Here is a 16,985-nt window from a genome sequence, read left to right as displayed (position 1 = left end):
GCGCGGCTGTCGGCAATATCGGCGGCAAAGACATCGTCTCTGGCGGCGGGGCGGTGCACCTCACCGTCGGCTACCAGCCGTATTACACCGAGGCGTGGTCGGGTGTTGTAATGCGAGGCAAGGAATTCTGGAAGAAATACCTGCCGAGCGGCTCGACGGTGGACTTCCAGGTCGGCCTGCAGGGCTCGATCGTGGTGAGCCAGCTGCTGGCCGGCAAACAGCAGATCGGCTACGTGGGCGACATGCCGTCCATCGTCGGGGTGAGCAAGCGCAGCACCCGAGACTTGCGAATCGTTGCCACACTGGGGCTTTCAGAAGACCAATGCGGCGTGTTCCTGGTGCGGCCCGACGCGCCCAACTTCGCCAACCAACGCGACGCGCTGGCCTGGTTCAACGGCAAAACCGTCGCCACGCCACAGGGCAGCTGCACCGACCGTATCGCCCAGGCCAGCTTCGATGCCCTGGGCATCAAACCGGCCGCCTATCTCAACCAGAGCATCGAGGTGATCACGTCGAGCTTTCAGAACCACACCATCGACGCCGCCATCGTCTGGGAGCCGGTGCCGTCGAAATTGGTCAACGCCGGACTGGCCAAACGCGTTGCGAGCGGCGCGCTTACCGGCCAGCACGACGGCGGGTTCCTGGTAATGGACAAGGAGTTCACCGACAGGCATCCCGACATCGCCAAGAGCTGGCTGAAGGCGGAACTCGACGCCCAGCGTTACCTCGCCGATCCGGCCAATGCCGACGAGATCGTGCGCCTCGCCCAGAGCCAAACGGAGGGCTATTCCGCGGCCGACCTGCGCGACTCGCTCTACCGCAAATGGCCCGCCGACCAAGGCGGCAGCACCGAGGGCATCCGGCTGCGCCTTCCGTTCGCGCCCACCGGTGAGAGCGCCGACCTGATCAAGACGGCTACCGACTTCCTCTACCGCATCAAGGCGATACCGGCGGCCACGCTGCCCGACGGTGCGGTCCAGCCGGATACCGCCACCGCGGTGCTGCGCGACGCCGGGCTCAATCCGGCCGTCGGCGCGGGATTCGTTCGGGCGCAATAGGCCACATTCGAATCATGATCAACGCAAACCTGGCGGCCGGCCGGGGACGTTCCTAGGCTGCCCGGGTGACGACGAGCAATCCGGCACCGGCGCGTGTGTCACTTCGCGGCGTCAACCGCACGTTCGGCACGCACACCGTGCTGCACGACGTCGACGTCGAAATCGAACCGGGCGAGGTCGTCGCCTTGCTGGGGGCGTCGGGCAGCGGCAAATCGACGCTGCTGCGACTGATCGCCGGCCTGGACCTGCCCACCGCCGGACGGATCGAGATCGACGGCGAATCCGTCCGGGGGATCGACCCGCGCTGCGCCGTGGTGTTCCAGGAACCCCGCCTGCTGCCCTGGCGGTCGCTGTCGGCCAACGTCGAGTTCGGCCTGACGCCGGGTGCTGGGCGGTCGAAAGGCCTTGCCGCAGTGCAGCACTGGCTGGACGTCGTCGGCCTGACCAAGTTTCGCGATCACTACCCGCGGCAGGTGTCCGGCGGTATGGCGCAACGCGCTGGCCTGGCCCGGGCACTGGCCCGGCGCCCCAGCGTCCTGCTGCTCGACGAGCCGCTGGCCGCCCTCGATGCGTTGACCCGCCTGCGCATGCAGGACCTCCTGGACACGGTGCAACAAGAGGCCGGCACCACCACGGTGCTGGTGACGCACGACGTGGACGAGGCGGTGATTCTCGCCGACCGGGTTCTGATCCTGCGCGCCGATGCGACCGGCGGCGCCGGGATCGTCGCGGAATTCGACATCCCGATTCCCAAACCACGCGACCGCGGCGACCCGCGCATCACCGCGCTGCGTGATCAGCTACTGGACGAACTCGGCGTGCCCCGACGCAGTGGTGCAACCGCGTCGTGCGCGATCGATGAGGAGGCGAAAACGTCGTGAAACGGCGGTATCTGACGACGATGGCGATGACGGCCGCAATAGTTGCCGCGGCGTCGGCCTGCGGTTCGAGCAATGGCACGGCGACGGCGAAGGACCTGCACCTGGACTACGCCTACTACAACCCGCTGAGCCTGGTCATCCGCGATCAGCACCTGCTCGAAAAGCAGGGTTATAACGTCACCTGGGTGTTGTCGCAGGGCAGTAATAAGGCCAACGAGGGGCTACGGTCGAAGGCCCTGGACTTCGGCTCCACCGGCGGTTCGCCCGCCCTGTTGGCGCGGGCCAACGGCACACCGATCAAGACCGTCGACGTGTACGCCAAAGGGGAGTGGACGGCGATCGTTGTCGCCAAGAACTCACCCATCAACTCCGTGGCCGACCTGAAGGGCAAGAAGGTCGCGGTCACGAAGGGGACCGACCCGTACTTCTTCCTGTTGCAATCGCTTGCCACGGCGGGGCTTTCGCCCGCCGACATCGAGATCGTCAACCTGCAGCATGCCGACGGCAAAACCGCTCTGGAGCGCGGCGACGTCGACGCGTGGTCCGGATTGGACCCGTTCATGGCCGAGACGATTCAGCAGCAGGGTTCCCGCATCATCTACCGCAACCCCGATTTCAACTCCGGCGGTGTCTTGAACGTGCGTGAGGACTTCGTCTCGGCGCATCCCGATTCCGTCCAGTCGGTGGTCAATACCTACGAGGAGGCCCGCAAGTGGGCGACGAAGCACCCGGCCGAGCTGGCGGCACTGCTGGCCTCGCAGGCGAAAGTACCGCTGAGCGTGGCGCAAGAGGAGCTGGGCCGAACGGCGTTGGACATCTCGCCGGTGCCGGACGATTCGCTGCGCGCGGTGCTGACCAGGGTGGTGCCGCTGGCCGTGGCGGACGGCGACATCAAATCCGAGGACGCCGGCCGCAGCGCACTGAACACACTGTTCGAGCCGAAGTTCGCCCAGCAGGCGCACTGACGCCGAAGGCCGGGCGGCTGGCGAAATTGCCGGTGGCGCTGGTCGGCCTGATCGTTCCGGTATTGCTGCTGGTGATCTGGCAGCTTGCCACGGCGGTCACCGGGTTCTTCGCTCCCAGCCAGCTGCCGCCCCCCGGCGACGTGGTGTCCGCACTCGGTGGGTTGCTTCGGCACGGCGAGCTATGGACCCATCTGGAGGCCAGCGGTTCGCGGGTGCTCGTCGGCTACCTGGCCGGGGCCGGCGTGGCGCTCGCGTTGGGCTCACTGGTGGGGTTGTCGGTCACCGTGCGCAGGCTGCTGGCGCCCACCCTGGCCGCCTTCCGGACCGTGCCGTCCTTGGCGTGGGTGCCATTGCTGCTCTTGTGGTTTGGCATCGACGAGACGCCGAAAATCCTGATGGTCGCCATCGGCGCATTCTTTCCGGTGTATACGACGACGGCATCGGCGCTCGCCCACATCGACCCCCACCTGCTGGAGGTCGGGCGAGCCTACGGGCGCCACGGTGCCTCGCTGTTGACGGCGGTGATGCTGCCCGCCGCGGCCCCCGAGCTGGTGAACGGACTGCGGCTGGGGTTGGCCAACGCGTGGCTGTTCGTGGTCGCAGCCGAACTGATCGCGTCCTCGAAGGGACTCGGGTTCCTGCTCATCGACAGCCAGAACACCGGCCGTACCGACGTCATGCTGCTGGCCATCGTGCTGTTGGCCGGCCTGGGCAAGCTCACCGACGGCGCCTTGGGCGCGGTGGAGACCCGGATCGTGCGGCGACGCGGGTAGTCCGCGTCAGCAGTGAGCAGTAAGGCAACACCCAAAAGGGCACGGGCGCTTGCGTTGTCGAGCCCACCCGTCATCAGAGGTGCTCCGGCGAGGATCAGGATGCCCTGCGAGTGAAACGCCCGCTGCATCAGGTGAGCCCGCGGGGAATAGACCGATGTAGATGCGCGCGTAGCTGTAGCCGGGCTCGAAGCCGGTGCGCCGGCCGCGTTCGCTCGTTGCATCCTGGTGGCCATGCTTCACGTGGGGCCGGCTTACCCGCACAATAGCGCGATGCGTGCGATGCGAGAGGTCCGAAGAATCACTGCGGGTGTTCGCCGATGCCTGCTGACCCTCGCGTTGCTGATCGCGCTGGCGGGGTGCGGCGACGCGGCGCAGCGCGGCGCACCCCGATCTGGCGGTGATTTCTCGGGCCCGGTCGAGATCCGCAATGGGCGCCACCTCTATCTCACGTGCCGCGGAAAAGGCGGCCCGACAATAATTTTGGAGTCCGGCTATCACAACTCGTCGGATCCGTGGAGTAATTCCCACGCCACCGCACCGGCCACCGGCCCGGCCGTATTGACGGCACTGGCCGCTGATCACCGAGTCTGCGCCTACGACCGGCCCGGCACGCTGCGTTATCCCGATCCGCCCAGCATCACCGACCGCAGCTCACCGGTTCCGATGCCGCGCACCGCGCGGGACGTGGTCCAAGATCTGCATGCGTTACTGGCCGCCGCCCACCTTCCGGGCCCGTACGTTCTGGTCGGTCACTCGCTCGGCGGGCTGTTCATCCGGTTGTATGCCCAGACGTACCCGGCTCAGGTGCGGGCCCTGGCGTTCGTCGACGCGTTCCCCATCGAGATACCGAGTCTGCTCGGACCGGACTGGCCGACGTATCGCCAAGCGTTGGACCAGCCGTTGCCCCAGTTCGCGAATTCGCCGACGTTCGAGGAGATCGACATCGACAAGAGCGTCGAACAAGTCGGCGCGGCCCCGGCTTTCCCGCCGGTCCCGACCGTCGTGCTGACAAGGACCGAGCCGTTCGCGATCCCGGGCACCGTGGCACCCGAGGAGGGCGCGAAGCTGGAACAGGCGTGGCGAGACGCCTCGGCGGATCTGATCGCGCTGCGGCCCCAGACCCCGCACCTGATCGCCACCGGCAGTGACCACTTCATCCAGCTTCACCAGCCCGATGTCGTCGCGGCCGGTGTACGCCTGGCGGTGCAGCGGTCGGACCCGAACAGCTGACCGGTCAGAAGAACGTCCCGGCGTGCGGTGCCTCGGGGACCGCGAACAGCAGATCGGCACATCCAGCGCCACCGGATCGTCGGCGCGGGCCAGGCCGGCTTCGGCGAGGCTGCGCCAGGTTGTGCCACCGAGCAGCGCGGCGCCCAGTCCCTCGATCCCGACGCGGACGTCGGCGCCGCGCGTCGTCGGTTCGGCGCCGTCACCGGTGATGCTGAAGTTCGCCGAATTATCCGGCAGCAGTGGGTCATTCACCGCGATCGTCACGATTCCGTCGCCGACATAGGAGCGTGCCGCCAGCGCACGCTGCGCGTCGATGACCCGCAGCCATGTTTCGTCGTGCACCGCGGTGACCTTCACCGCCCGGCGGTCGAGGAACAGCCAGGGCAGCGTGTCGTCGAGGGGAAGCATCCAAAACAGCACGCGGTCAACCAGATCCAGGCCTAGCAGGAAACGCAGCAACCCGAGATACGCGTCGGCGGTGGGTGCGAAGAAGTCTTCGACCACCACGGTGCGCTGCTCGCTGACGAACCAATTCTCGGTATTGATCGGCCGGTAGCGGACGAAACCCGATTCGGCGCCCCGGTCGCCGTGCACCGCGACATACCAGGCCCCCGAAGACGATTCGGTGCGAAGCCGGGCGCTTTCCCACCACACGCCGGGACGGTCGATGGTGCCGGGCCGAGACGGTCGATTGGTGTCATAGATGCGGGGCAGGAGTTCCCAGACCATGGCGGCGTCCAGCAGGCGCACCGGACCGCCCGACCCGACTTCGGGCCGAAACGCCGCCCGCGCGGTCGTGATTTCCACGCTCTGAAAGGAACTGGCCACCCCGTAGCCGTACCGGCCATAGATGGTGGCCTCCGAGGCCCGCAACGATGCGACCACCTCGCCGCGCGCGGCGACGTCGTGCAGCTGGTGGCCGACCAATGCGGTGGCGATGCCGCGCCGGGTGAAGGACGGCAGCACGCCGATGTGGGTCACGGCGGCGTGGTTCACCGTGGCCCCGCCGGGAAGGGTCAGCGTGCTCGTCACGGCGTCCGCGGTCCCGACGAGTTGTCCGTCGACGAACGCGCCGATGGTGCGGCCGGGGTCGAGCAGCTTGGTGATCTGGCCGGGCGGCAGGTTCGACAGCGGCGGCAGACCCACCATCGCGGTGCGAAACAATCTGGCCGCGGCGACGAGGTCGTCCTCGGTGTCGAGAACCCGGATCTCGGTGCTCATTCGGTCATCATGTCTGTATGGCGCACAAGGTCACCCGACGGGTGCGATCCCGGCGTTGGAGATCGTGAAGCCGCGGCCCGAGGACACCGTGCAGGTGACTCCGTCGGGCTTGGAGGTGCAACTGAACGGACCCACTCCGGCGGTGTGGTCGTAGGCCAGAACCGGCGTGCCGATGCCGGCGTTGCCCAGACACGACATGCCCGTGCAGTTCGTCACCGCGCCGGTGGTGGACAGGCGCACGGACGCGGGCGGCTCGTTCGTTTGGCAGTAGGCCTCGTCGGGGATGCCGGGATCGCGCTGGTAGTCGATCTCGCAACTGATGTTGCGGGACGGGGACAAAAACGCGCACGTCGACGCCGTGCACGCGGGGTTGTCCGCGGTCGCCCGGGGCGCGCCGACACAGCAGCCAACCAAGACGATCCCGAGTGCCGCGATGACCGCACGCTTCACGTCAGCCCCTAACGGTTGGTGTGCCGCAGAAGCTATCAGACGCCGCCGCGCCGCAGGGCCGCTAGCGGATAGGCAACCCGGTCAGCGCACGCGAGATCACCAGACGCTGGATCTCGCTGGTGCCTTCGAAGATGGTGAAGATCTTCGCGTCGCGGTGCATCCGCTCCACCGGGTAGTCGCGGGTGTATCCGTTGCCGCCCAAGATCTGGATGGCCTCGTCGGTGACGTAGACCGCGGCCTCGCTCGCGACAAGCTTGGCCATCGAACCCTCGGCCGAGTCGAAGTTCTGGTTGTTGCGCGCCATCCAGCCGGCCCGCCACACCAGCAGCCGGGCCGCGTCGATGCGGCTCTTCATATCCGCGAGCTTGAACGCCACGGCCTGGAATTCGCCGATCTTGCGACCGAATTGCTCGCGCTGACTGGCGTATTCGAGGGCATACTCGTAGGCGGCCCGGGCCACGCCGACGGCCATCGCTCCGACCGTGGGCCGGGTGCGCTCGAAGGTCTTCATCGCCGCCTGGCCACCCGTGGAGGCACCCGACTTGACCCGGGCGATCCGGGCCTCGAATTTCTCCCGGCCGCCCAGGATGGCGTCCTCGGGCAGGCGGACGTTGTCCAGGACCACCTCGGCGGTGTGCGATGCGCGGATCCCGTGCTTTTTGAACTTCTGGCCTTGCGCCAAACCTTTGGTGTCCGGACCGATTACGAAGCTGGCCTGGCCGCGGGTGCCGAGCTCGGGATAGACCGAGGCCACCACGATGTGCACGTTGGCGATGCCACCGTTGGTGGCCCAGGTCTTGGTGCCGTTGAGCACCCACTCATTGGCCGCCTCGTCGTAGCGCGCCCGGGTGCGGATGCCGCCGACGTCGGACCCCGCGTCGGGCTCCGACGAGCAGAAGGCTCCCAGCTTGGGTTCGTCCGCGGTGCCGAACATCTCGGGCAGCCAGCGGCCCAGCTGCTCGGGGGTGCCGTTGCCGGCCAGCGCCGCCGCGGCCAGCCCGGTGCCCATGATGGACAGCGCAATGCCGGCGTCACCCCAGAACATCTCCTCGAACGCGGTCAGCATCCCCAGCCCGGTCTCTTCGGCGGCCTGCTGCGCGAAGAAGTCGGGGGAGTAGAGCCCCACCTTCGCGGCCTCCTGAATCACCGGCCACGGCGTTTCCTCCCGTTCGTCCCATTCGGCCGCGGCCGGACGGATGATGTCGGCCGCGAACTTGTGCACCCAGTCGCGCACTTCGATCACGTCGTCGGACAGTTGCATGGAGAATGTCACAGCTGTGCTCCTGAATCATTGGTGTTCAAGGGTTTTCGGGGGTTTGTGTACTGGGCGAGGACGCTGACCGTTTGGTTGACCCACGCCTCGAAGTAGCGTTCTTCGTCGGTGTTGCCCGGCAGGCGACCGGTCAGCGCTTGCAGCGTCGCCGCGTAGGACAGCGAGCCGATGGCGACGGCCGCGGCCGCTTCGGGGTCGGGAATGCTGGTGCGGCCGGACCGATTCGACGCGGCCAGCTCGTCGGCGAAGCGTTGGTAGGCGTTGTCGGTGATCACCTGCCACGTCTTCTCATCCAGATCGCCGAGCTCGTCGGGCTCGCGCAGCATGACCTTGAGCAGGTCCTCGCTCTGCTTGAGATTGCTCCAGATGAGCTGGCCGGCGATGCGCACCGCCCGCTCGACGCTGCCCGGTTGCCCCGCGTCGTATTGCTCGCGCGCGGCCACGATGCTGTCGATCCGGTGCGCGACCGCGGCCTCGAGGAGTTCGCGCTTGGAGCCGAAGTGCTTGTAGAGGGCCCCGGAGCCCGGCGCCAGGCCGGATTCCCGCTGAATGTCGGCCACCGACGTCGCCGCATAGCCCTTGGCGGCAAAAAGCCGCAGGGCCGCGGACAGCAGCCGGTCACGTCCGGACGCGAGCATGGTGAGAGAGTACTCACTCACCCTGGGAGGGCAAAATCGGTCCGGTTTTGGCACGTGACGAGGGAGCGCGCGATGCGGTTAGCGTTAAATTCTCGCGAAACGCCACTGCGCTTGATCGCGCCGAACCGGTACTGCTGTGAGGGTTGTACTCAAGGTTTGTCGAAAGGATTGGCGAACCCACCGAAGGAGCCTGACATTCGCGTCCTACCGCGTGTACAGCTGCCGATGCGGGTGCTGTCGCTGCGCACCATCGTCATCGTCGCCGCCATATCGGTGATGACGCTCGTGGTCCTGCTGGGCACCTGGGTGTGGGTGGGCGTGACCAACGATCAGTACAGCCAGCTCGATCGTCGGCTCGATTCGGTCAGCAGCCTGGGTGACATCAGCAGCCTGCTCAACAACGCCGAGCACGCGAGTCCGGACCGGCCGGCGCCCGACGGCAACCTGGTGCGCACCGCGCGTATCGGCGGCGTGACCGTCTCGGTCCCCAGCAGCATCGTGTTGCCCCAGCTTCCCGACGGCTATGCCAACACCACGATCAACGGGGTGCAGTACCGGGTCCGCACCTTCACCGCGGGCCCCGCCTCGATAGCGCTGGCCGCGCCGCTGGCCGAAGCCCAGCATCGGATCAACGAACTGCACCTGCGGGTGTTGCTGATCTGCGCCAGCGTCATCGGCGGCACCGTCGTGGTGGGCTGGGTGATCTCGTTGATCATGGTCAACCCATTCCTGCTGTTGGCCCAGCAGGCCCGCGCGATCAACGCCCAGTCCAGTCCGGACGAGGTACAGGTTCGCGGCGTGCGCGAGGCCGTGGAGATCGCCGAGGCGGTCGAGGGAATGCTGGCCCGCATCGGCAAGGAGCAGCAGCGCACCAAGGCCGCGCTGGAATCGGCCCGCGACTTCGCCGCGGTCGCCTCCCACGAGTTGCGCACGCCGTTGACCGCCATGCGCACCAACCTCGAGGTGCTCTCGACGCTGGACCTGCCACCCGAGCAGCGTCACGAGGTGATCGGTGACGTCATCCGCACCCAGAGCCGCATCGAGGCCACCCTGACCGCGCTGGAGCGGCTGGCCCAGGGCGAGCTGACGACCGTCGACGACTTCGTCCCGTTCGACATCACCGAGCTGCTCGATCGCGCCGCCCACGACGCCCTGCGCGTCTATCCCGATGTGGAGGTCTCGCTCGTGCCGTCGCCGACGGTGCTGATGATCGGGCTGCCCACCGGGCTGCGGCTGGTGATCGACAACGCCATCGCCAACGCCGTCAAACACGGCAACGCCGGCAAGATTCTGCTGACCGTCGGCAGTTCCGGGGAGGGCGTGGAGATCGCGATCGACGACGACGGCACCGGGGTGCCGGAATCCGAACGTGCCACGGTCTTCGAGCGGTTCGCCCGGGGCTCGACGGCCTCGCGGTCGGGCTCGGGGCTGGGCTTGGCGCTGGTCGCTCAGCAGGCCGAATTGCACGGTGGCACAGCGGCATTGCAGACGAGTCCGCTCGGTGGCACCCGGCTGCTGTTGCGGTTGGCCGGTGACGGGCGCGGACCGGCCTAGCGGCGGATCGCTTTGGCCGGCCCCGCCCCCGCGTGCACCGCGCCGTCGATATCGCACAATGAGGCATGCTCGGCCACCTCGGCATCAACGTGCCCGATCTGTCAGCCGCGAAACGGTACTACGACGCGCTGATGCCCCTTGTCGGTTTTGAGCCGTTCTTTCATGCCGACGACGAGTTTTCTTATCGGCCCGCCCAGAACAAGCCGGGCACTTTCCTGTTCTTCTATCCAGCGCTCGAGTCGCACGAGTACTCAGCGCAGCAAGCGGGGCTGCAACACCTGGCATTCATTGTGCGGCACCGGTCGTCGGTGCGAGCCGTGCACGATCATGTCGTTCGAATCGGCGGTACGGTCATTCATCCGCCGGGCCATTTCCCGCAATATCCCGGCCATTATTACGCCACGTTCTGGTATGACCCATTCGGCATCAAACTCGAAGCGGTGTGCCATCACGACCGTGATTAAATAAAGCGGCATCGCAATGCACAGAAGGTGGCGGAGGTGCATTTGTGGCTGCCGAGTCTTGAGTGGCGACTGAGGTTTATTGACGACTCCGTCTGGGAATCCAGTGATTTCACGCTTGGGACTGGTGTTGCTTAACGGAATTCCGGGCCTTGAGTCCGGCCATAGTCGCAGTGAATACAAGATCAACGAAACCGCACTACACTAAGGCCCCAAGTACGTGGATTTGGGTTGAGCGTTCGGAGGGAAATCATGGTTGTGTCAGTCGGGCCAGAAACGGTTCTGGCGTCCTCGAGCACCGAGACGGCAATCAGCGCGGAGACCGAGGCGGCCGCCTCGGCGGCGGCGCCCGTCCTGCTGGGGGTGCTGCCCATGGGTGGGGACCCCGATTCGGCCATGTTCGCCGCGGCGCTCAACGCCTGCGGCGGTAGCTATCTGGGCGTAGTGTCCGAGCACGCCGCCCAGCGCGGCCTGTTCGCCGGCGCGCAGAGCATCGCCTCGAGCACATATGTCGTCACGGAGCTCATGCGCAGCTTGACGATGGCAATCGGGGCCTAGGGCCCAGCGACGTAAAAGGGGGAAGTACGCATGGCCGATCCGGGGTGGGCTGCGCGTACGCCTGAGGAGAACGACCTGCTGCTCAAGGCGGGGGCCGGCGTCATCACTCACCTGGCCAACCAGGCCGCCTGGACCGCCTTGGCGGCCACCCATCACGGCTCCAGCATCGCGTCGACGATCAACACCGTCGCGACGTCGGCGAGCTGGACGGGCTCGGGTTCGTTGGCCTCGGCGGCAAACGCGACCGCACTGAACGCGTCACTGCACGGGCTGGCCGGCTGGGTCGACGTCAAACCGGCGGTGGTCTCGACCGCGGTCTCGGCATATCAAATGGCTTATGGATCAATGCGTCCCGCGCCCGAGTGCATCGAGAACCGCACCGAGACCGCGACCGACTACGGCATCAACCCGCTGGTGCTTGGCGCACTGACCCCGCGCATCACGTCGCTGGAGCTCGAATATTTCGGGTCGATGTGGCCGAACAACTCCGCCGTCGGAGCCAGCTACGGAACGATCCTGACGGCCCTGTCGCAAAGCCTGACCATTCCGCCGCCGGTGGCCACCATGGGCGCATCACCGGCCGCGCCCGCGCAGGCCGCCGCGGCGATCGGCGAGTCCGCGGCGGAACAAGGGGCCGGTGACGGCATGCGCGCCGCCATGCAGAGCGCGCAGACCGGCACGCAGGGAGCCGGCCGGGCGGCCTCGGGTGGCCAGGACTTCATGAGTCAGGCCACCTCGTTGATGCAGCCGGCGCAGCAGCTGATGGGAGCGGTCCCGCAGGTGATGCAGGCCCCCATGCAGATGATGCAGGCGCCGATGCAGATGATGCAGCCGCTGATGGGCATGTTCTCCAATCCGGGTGCCCTGGGCATGGGCGGGGCGACCCCGGCCGTCTCGACGGTCTCGGCCACCACCGGGCTCTCCGCGGCGGAGGCCGGCGTCGGCGGGGGCGCATCCGTGGGCGGTGCGGGCGTGCCCGCAACGAGTTTCACCCGTCCGGTCAGCGCCTTCGAGCCCGCCACCGGTGGCCGGCCGGTGGGGCTGCGACCGGCCGGGGCGCTAGGCGCCGAGGCCCTGCGACCGCAGACCACGACGATGGGTGGTGCTCCGATGGGCGGTATGCCCGTGGGGCACGGGGCGGGAGGCGACCGCGGCTCCCGTGACAAGGCCGACCAGCCCGCGACCGTGCGGGTCGTCGACGCTCGAGTGTGAAGCCAACCCCCTGGTGAAAGGTGAATCGACAGGTCCAAATAGCCGCCATACACTTCGCTTCATGCCCTCACGGGGGGCGGCCCACCGGAGAAGGAGAATTCCGTGACAATCAAAGTGACACCGCAAATGCTTCGCGATGCTTCCAACGCTATCCAAGCCAACATGGAGCACGCGATCGGGATTGGCCAGGGATACGTCGCCAATCAAGAAAACGTGATGAACCCATCCACCTGGTCTGGCTCTGCTGTGACGGCGTCGCATGCGACGGCCATCGAGGTTCAAAACGACTTGAATAAAGTCTTGACCGGCGGCACGCGTCTGGCCGAGGGCCTGACGAAGGCGGCGGCGCTGATGGAAGGCCACGAGGCGGATTCCTCGCACGCCTTTAGCGCGCTATTCGGCGGCCACGGCTCCTGATCACCCAGTCATTCGTCATTTCATTAATGGTCTTTTGAAAGGAAATCCACCATGTCCGACCCGATCACTTATAACCCGGGAGCCGTAGCCGACTTCGCCACCGACGTCGCCTCCCGCGCCGGCCAGTTGCAGTCGATTTTCGACGACACCTCCAACCGCACGCACGCCCTGCAGGAATTCTTCGCCGGCCACGGCGCATCGGGCTTCTTCGAGGCCCAGGCCCAGATGCTGTCCGGGCTGCAGGGGCTCATCGACACCATCCGCCAGCACGGGGTGACGACCTCCCACGTGCTGGACAACGCGCTCAGCACCGACCAGCACATCGCCGGGCTGTTCTGAGTCCGCACAACCACACAGAGACAAACAAGGGTGGGGCAGATGCGCCGGGCGTATGTGCCCCACCTTTTGGGTCTCTTATCCACCGGTCGGGCGTCCCACTGAGTGAGGTAAGGCGACATGCTGACCACGACGGTCGACGGCTTATGGGTCTTGCAGGCGATCACCGGGGTGGAGCAAACCTGCCCTGAGCTGGGCCTGCGGCCCATGTTGCCGCGTCTGGACACCCCCGAGCGCGCCCGCAGCCACCCCGCGGCCGCGGAGCTGATGGCCGCCGGCGCGCTCGATGAGGCCGGCGAGGTCGACCCGATGATCCGGGAGTGGCTGACGGTCCTGCTGCGGCGCGACCTGGGGCTGCTGGTAATGATCGGGGTCCCAGGCCGCGAGCCGACGCGGGCATCGATCTGCCGTTTCGCGACGTGGTGGGTGGTCCTGGAACGGCACGCCGACATGGTGCGGTTGTATCCCGCCGGCACGGCCAACAACGAGGCATCGGCCAGGGACCTGGTGGTGGGTCAAATCGAGCGGCTGTGCGGCGTGGCCGAGGCGGCGCCGCTGCGCCCGGTCACCCTGGACACCGAGCAGCTACTGAGCTCGGTGCGCGACACCGCCAGCCTGCGATCGTTCCTGCTCGAACAACGCCTCGACGCCGACCAGTTGCAGATGGTGCTGACGGCCGCCGATCCCGCGCGGTCCGCGCACGCCAACATCGTCGGCCTGCAGGCCGGGGTGGGGCCCGACGAATTGGCACGGATCGCCGTCGGGGATGCGACGGTGTCCATCGTCGACACTCCCGCCGGCCGGATCTGCATCGAGAGCGTGACCTCGGGGCAGCGTCAGTACCAGATTCTTTCGCCCGGGTCGCGCACCGACATCGGCGGCGCGATTCAACGGCTCATCCGCCGATTGCCCGCGGGCGACGAGTGGCACTCGTATCGACGAGTGGTGTGACGGTGCGCCGCAAGCGAACTGCCGAAAGTAACTTAGATAACCAAAGCCTTGGAATAGCAACGTCTGTCGTGCTTGAAAGGTTTCTGAACGAGTAAACGCGGTATCGCCAACCGTGTTAGCATCTCGTCGTGACGAGCCCTTGGAATGACCCGAATATGTCGGACGAAGGAGCGCTCAGACGGGGGGATCCGTCAGGGGCCAGCAACTTCCCGGATTCGGTATCGGACACCATGCGTATTACCGATCTGGCCGCGCCGCGGAAAATTCCACCAGGGTCGGGCTGGCGGAAATTCATTTACACCATCTCTTTTCATAAAATAAATCCCGGCGAGTCCCCCCGGGAACGGCACTACCGGGATTTGCAGAATCGCATCCGGCGGCATATTCGACGGCAATACGTCATCACGGTCGTCTCCGGCAAGGGCGGCGTGGGCGTCACCACGCTCGTCGCCTGCCTCGGGGGTGTGTTCCGGGAATGCCGGCCGCAGAACGTGATTGCGATCGACGCCGTCCCGGGCTTCGGAACGCTGGCCGACCGCATCGACGAATCCCCGCCCGGCGATTACACCGCGATCATCAACGACACCGATGTCCAGGGTTACGCGGATATCCGAGAACATCTGGGCCAGAACGTCATTGGGCTTGACGTCCTGGCCGGCAACCGGACCTCCGACCAGCCCAGGCCGCTGGTGCCCGCGATGTTCTCCGGGGTGCTGTCGCGCCTGCGACGCACCCACACCGTGATGATCGTCGACACCTCCCCTGACCTCGAACACGAGGTGATGAAGCCGGTATTGGAGAACACCGACACGCTCGTGTTCGTCTCCGGCATCACCGCGGACCGGTCACGCCCGGTGCTGCGGGCGGTGGACTACCTGCGGTCGCAGGGCTACCACGAGTTGGTTTCGCGCAGCACCGTAATTGTGAACCACACCGACCAGATCACCGACAAGGACGCGTTGGCGTACTTGACCGAGCGTTTCACCAAGGTCGGCGCGACGGTCGAAGTGCTGCCGTTTGATCCCCACCTCGCCAAAGGTGGCATCATCGATACCGTTCACGAGCTCAAGAAGAAAACGCGATTGCGTCTCTTCGAAATCACCGCCGGGCTGGCGGACAAATACATTCCTGACGCCGAGCGGTCGGTGCTGTGACAGCGCCGCATAAGGTCGCTTTCCCGGCGCGTTGTGCGGTCAACATTTCTTACGAAAAGCATCTGTGTTCCCAGGTGTTTCCCGCCGGAATTCCGATGGAGGGATTCTTCGAGGGAATGGTCGAGCTGTTCGACGCCGACCTGAAGCGCAAAGGCTTTGACGGCATCGCATTGCCGGCGGGCAGCTACGAACTGCACAAGATCAACGGCGTCCGGCTCGACATCAACAAAAGCCTCGACGAGCTGGGCGTCCAGGACGGCGACACCCTGGTGCTGGTGCCCAGGGTGGACGGCGAGTCGTTCGAACCGCAGTACGAGTCGCTGTCCACGGGATTGGCGGCCATGGGCAAGTGGCTGGGCCGCGACGGCGGCGATCGGATGTTCGCGCCGGTGACGCCGCTGACCGCCGCCCACACCGCGGTCGCGGTGATCGCCATGGCGGTCGGGGTCGTGGTGGCCCTGACGCTGCGCGCCCGGACATTCACCGACGGCCCCGTCCCGGCCGCGGTCGCCGGCGCCGTCGGTGTCCTGCTGCTGGTGGCCACGCTGGTGGTGCGCAGCGGGTGGCGGGAGCGGCGCGACCTCTTCAGCGGCTTCGCGTGGCTGGCGGTCCTGTCGCTGGCCACGGCCGGGGGCTGCGCGCCGCCGGGGCGGCTCGGCGCGGCGCACGGGCTGATCGGCGCCGTCATCGTGATCCTGGGCGCCATCGCCATCGGGGTGACGGCGCGGAACCGCTGGCAGACCGCGGTGGTCACCGCGGTGGTGACGGTCTTCGGGGTGCTGACCGCCGTCGCCGCCGTCCGGATGTTCCGGCCGGCCTCGGCTCAGGTGCTGGCGGTCTGCGTCTTGGTCGGACTGCTTGTGCTGGTCCGGATGGCTCCCCTGATCGCGCTGTGGGTCGCCCGGGTCCGGCCGCCGCATTTCGGATCGATCACCGGGCGGGACCTGTTCGCGCGGCGCGAGGGGATGCCCGTCGACACCGTGTCCCCGGTCAGCGAGGACGAATCCGAAGACGAGGACAATGAATTGACCGACATCAGCGCGCGCGGCGCCGCGATCGCCGCCTCGGCGCGGCTGGTCAACGCGGTCCAGGTGGGACTGTGCGTCGGCGTGTCGATAGTGCTGCCCGCCGCGGTGTGGGGCGTGCTGGCGCCGGGGCGCCCGTGGGCGTGGTTGGCGTTGGTGGTGGCCGGGCTGGTGGCCGGCATCTTCCTGACCCAGGGTCGCGGGTTCGCCGCCAAGTATCAGGCCATCGCCCTGGTGTGCGGGGCGTCCGCGGCGGTGTGCGCGGGCGTGGTCAAGTATGCCGTCGCCGCGCCGCACGACGTGATGGCCGGGTTGATGTGGCCGGCGGTGGCGGTGGCGACCTTCGCCGCATTGGGTTTGGCCGCAGCGCTTTTGGTGCCGGCGATGCGGTTTAGGCCATTCATCCGGTTGACCGTCGAGTGGGTGGAAGTGCTCGCGTTCATCGTTTTGCTGCCGGCGGCGGCGGCCTTGGGAGGGCTCTTCACGTGGATTCGCCACTGAGAAGGGCCGCGGCGGTGGCCGCCGCTGTCACATTGGTCGCATTATCATCCAATACCCCTGTCGCGCTTGCCATTACACCACCACCGGTGGATCCGGGTATGGTGCCGCCGGACGGTCCCCCGCGATCCGATCAGCCGATGCGCCGTGCCAACAGCTGCTCGACCCCGATCACCGTGCGCAACCCCGACGTGGCGCAGCTGGCCCCGGGCTTCAACCTGCTCAACATCACAAAGGCTTGGCAGTACAGCACCGGCAACGGGGTGCCCGTGGCCGTCATCGACACCGGCGTCACCCCCAACCCGCGGCTGCCGGCGGTCCCCGGCGGCG

At 67.0% G+C, this 16,985-nt stretch carries 17 protein-coding genes and 2 pseudogenes; 15 read left to right on the top strand and 4 right to left on the bottom strand.

All coding sequences use genetic code 11. The annotated features are described in order from the left end of the window. The 5 genes from A5659_RS11865 to A5659_RS11845 all read left to right on the top strand — a co-directional run. On the top strand, positions 1–1,058 hold a 1,058-nt coding region (locus A5659_RS11865; RefSeq protein WP_197497984.1), incomplete at its 5' end, for an ABC transporter substrate-binding protein. A gap of 95 nt (positions 1,059–1,153) precedes the next feature. Further along, entirely contained in the window at positions 1,154–1,939 is a 786-nt protein-coding gene (locus A5659_RS11860; protein WP_082976033.1) for an ABC transporter ATP-binding protein, read from the top strand. Continuing rightward, on the top strand, positions 1,936–2,904 hold the full coding sequence (locus tag A5659_RS11855) for an aliphatic sulfonate ABC transporter substrate-binding protein (RefSeq protein ID WP_067181209.1): 969 nt from the start codon (positions 1,936–1,938) through the stop codon (positions 2,902–2,904). Before A5659_RS11860 ends, A5659_RS11855 begins: the two co-directional genes overlap by 4 nt. 71 nt (positions 2,905–2,975) lie before the next feature. After that, positions 2,976–3,677, top strand: coding sequence for an ABC transporter permease (locus tag A5659_RS11850; protein ID WP_066870120.1), 702 nt, complete (start codon positions 2,976–2,978; stop codon positions 3,675–3,677). Between the two features lie 231 nt (positions 3,678–3,908). Then, on the top strand, positions 3,909–4,907 hold the full coding sequence (locus A5659_RS11845) for an alpha/beta fold hydrolase (RefSeq protein ID WP_082976032.1): 999 nt from the start codon (positions 3,909–3,911) through the stop codon (positions 4,905–4,907). A gap of 4 nt (positions 4,908–4,911) precedes the next feature. On the opposite strand, the pseudogene A5659_RS11840 reads toward A5659_RS11845, so the two are convergent. From A5659_RS11840 to A5659_RS11825, 4 genes and pseudogenes are all read right to left on the bottom strand, one after another. Continuing rightward, positions 4,912–6,128, bottom strand: a pseudogene (locus tag A5659_RS11840) (GNAT family N-acetyltransferase). A gap of 30 nt (positions 6,129–6,158) precedes the next feature. Beyond that, positions 6,159–6,578, bottom strand: a complete 420-nt coding sequence (locus A5659_RS11835; protein ID WP_067022392.1) for a hypothetical protein — start codon at positions 6,576–6,578, stop codon at positions 6,159–6,161. Between the two features lie 61 nt (positions 6,579–6,639). Next, positions 6,640–7,851 (bottom strand): acyl-CoA dehydrogenase family protein, encoded by a 1,212-nt coding sequence (locus tag A5659_RS11830; protein ID WP_066870083.1) that lies wholly within the window; start codon positions 7,849–7,851, stop codon positions 6,640–6,642. Continuing rightward, a complete protein-coding gene (locus A5659_RS11825) occupies positions 7,848–8,489 on the bottom strand; it encodes a TetR/AcrR family transcriptional regulator (protein WP_066870086.1) in 642 nt (213 codons plus the stop codon). Before A5659_RS11825 ends, A5659_RS11830 begins: the two co-directional genes overlap by 4 nt. Before the next feature lie 225 nt (positions 8,490–8,714). On the opposite strand from A5659_RS11825, the gene A5659_RS11820 reads away from it, so the two are divergent. From A5659_RS11820 to A5659_RS11775, 10 genes and pseudogenes are all read left to right on the top strand, one after another. After that, a complete protein-coding gene (locus tag A5659_RS11820; protein ID WP_066870089.1) occupies positions 8,715–10,043 on the top strand; it encodes a HAMP domain-containing sensor histidine kinase in 1,329 nt (442 codons plus the stop codon). A gap of 65 nt (positions 10,044–10,108) precedes the next feature. Beyond that, a complete protein-coding gene (locus A5659_RS11815; protein ID WP_067181203.1) occupies positions 10,109–10,507 on the top strand; it encodes a VOC family protein in 399 nt (132 codons plus the stop codon). A 249-nt stretch (positions 10,508–10,756) separates the two neighbouring features. Then, on the top strand, positions 10,757–11,062 hold the full coding sequence (locus A5659_RS11810) for a PE domain-containing protein (RefSeq protein ID WP_066870097.1): 306 nt from the start codon (positions 10,757–10,759) through the stop codon (positions 11,060–11,062). 30 nt (positions 11,063–11,092) lie between these two features. Beyond that, positions 11,093–12,274, top strand: coding sequence for a PPE family protein (locus A5659_RS11805; RefSeq protein WP_066870100.1), 1,182 nt, complete (start codon positions 11,093–11,095; stop codon positions 12,272–12,274). Positions 12,275–12,376: 102 nt separating this feature from the next. Continuing rightward, complete coding sequence (locus A5659_RS11800) at positions 12,377–12,691, top strand: WXG100 family type VII secretion target (RefSeq protein ID WP_040630553.1); 315 nt, start codon at positions 12,377–12,379, stop codon at positions 12,689–12,691. A gap of 51 nt (positions 12,692–12,742) precedes the next feature. After that, positions 12,743–13,030: a WXG100 family type VII secretion target gene (locus A5659_RS11795; RefSeq protein WP_007771836.1), complete on the top strand. Its 288-nt coding sequence runs from the start codon at positions 12,743–12,745 to the stop codon at positions 13,028–13,030. 117 nt (positions 13,031–13,147) lie between these two features. Continuing rightward, positions 13,148–13,978 (top strand): ESX secretion-associated protein EspG, encoded by an 831-nt coding sequence (locus tag A5659_RS11790; protein ID WP_066870103.1) that lies wholly within the window; start codon positions 13,148–13,150, stop codon positions 13,976–13,978. A gap of 128 nt (positions 13,979–14,106) precedes the next feature. Further along, positions 14,107–15,132, top strand: a complete 1,026-nt coding sequence (locus A5659_RS11785; protein WP_156749105.1) for a MinD/ParA family protein — start codon at positions 14,107–14,109, stop codon at positions 15,130–15,132. Beyond that, entirely contained in the window at positions 15,129–16,658 is a 1,530-nt protein-coding gene (eccD, locus tag A5659_RS11780; RefSeq protein ID WP_082976031.1) for a type VII secretion integral membrane protein EccD, read from the top strand. Before A5659_RS11785 ends, eccD begins: the two co-directional genes overlap by 4 nt. Further along, a pseudogene (locus tag A5659_RS11775) lies at positions 16,643–16,985 on the top strand (type VII secretion-associated serine protease); the annotation flags it as partial. The gene eccD and the pseudogene A5659_RS11775, both read left to right, overlap by 16 nt.

Source organism: Mycobacterium sp. 1165196.3 (genome assembly GCF_001673415.1).
Lineage (GTDB): Bacteria > Actinomycetota > Actinomycetes > Mycobacteriales > Mycobacteriaceae > Mycobacterium > Mycobacterium europaeum_A.
Note: the sequence above shows the minus strand (reverse complement) of the source record. Positions and strands in the feature narration are given on the sequence as shown.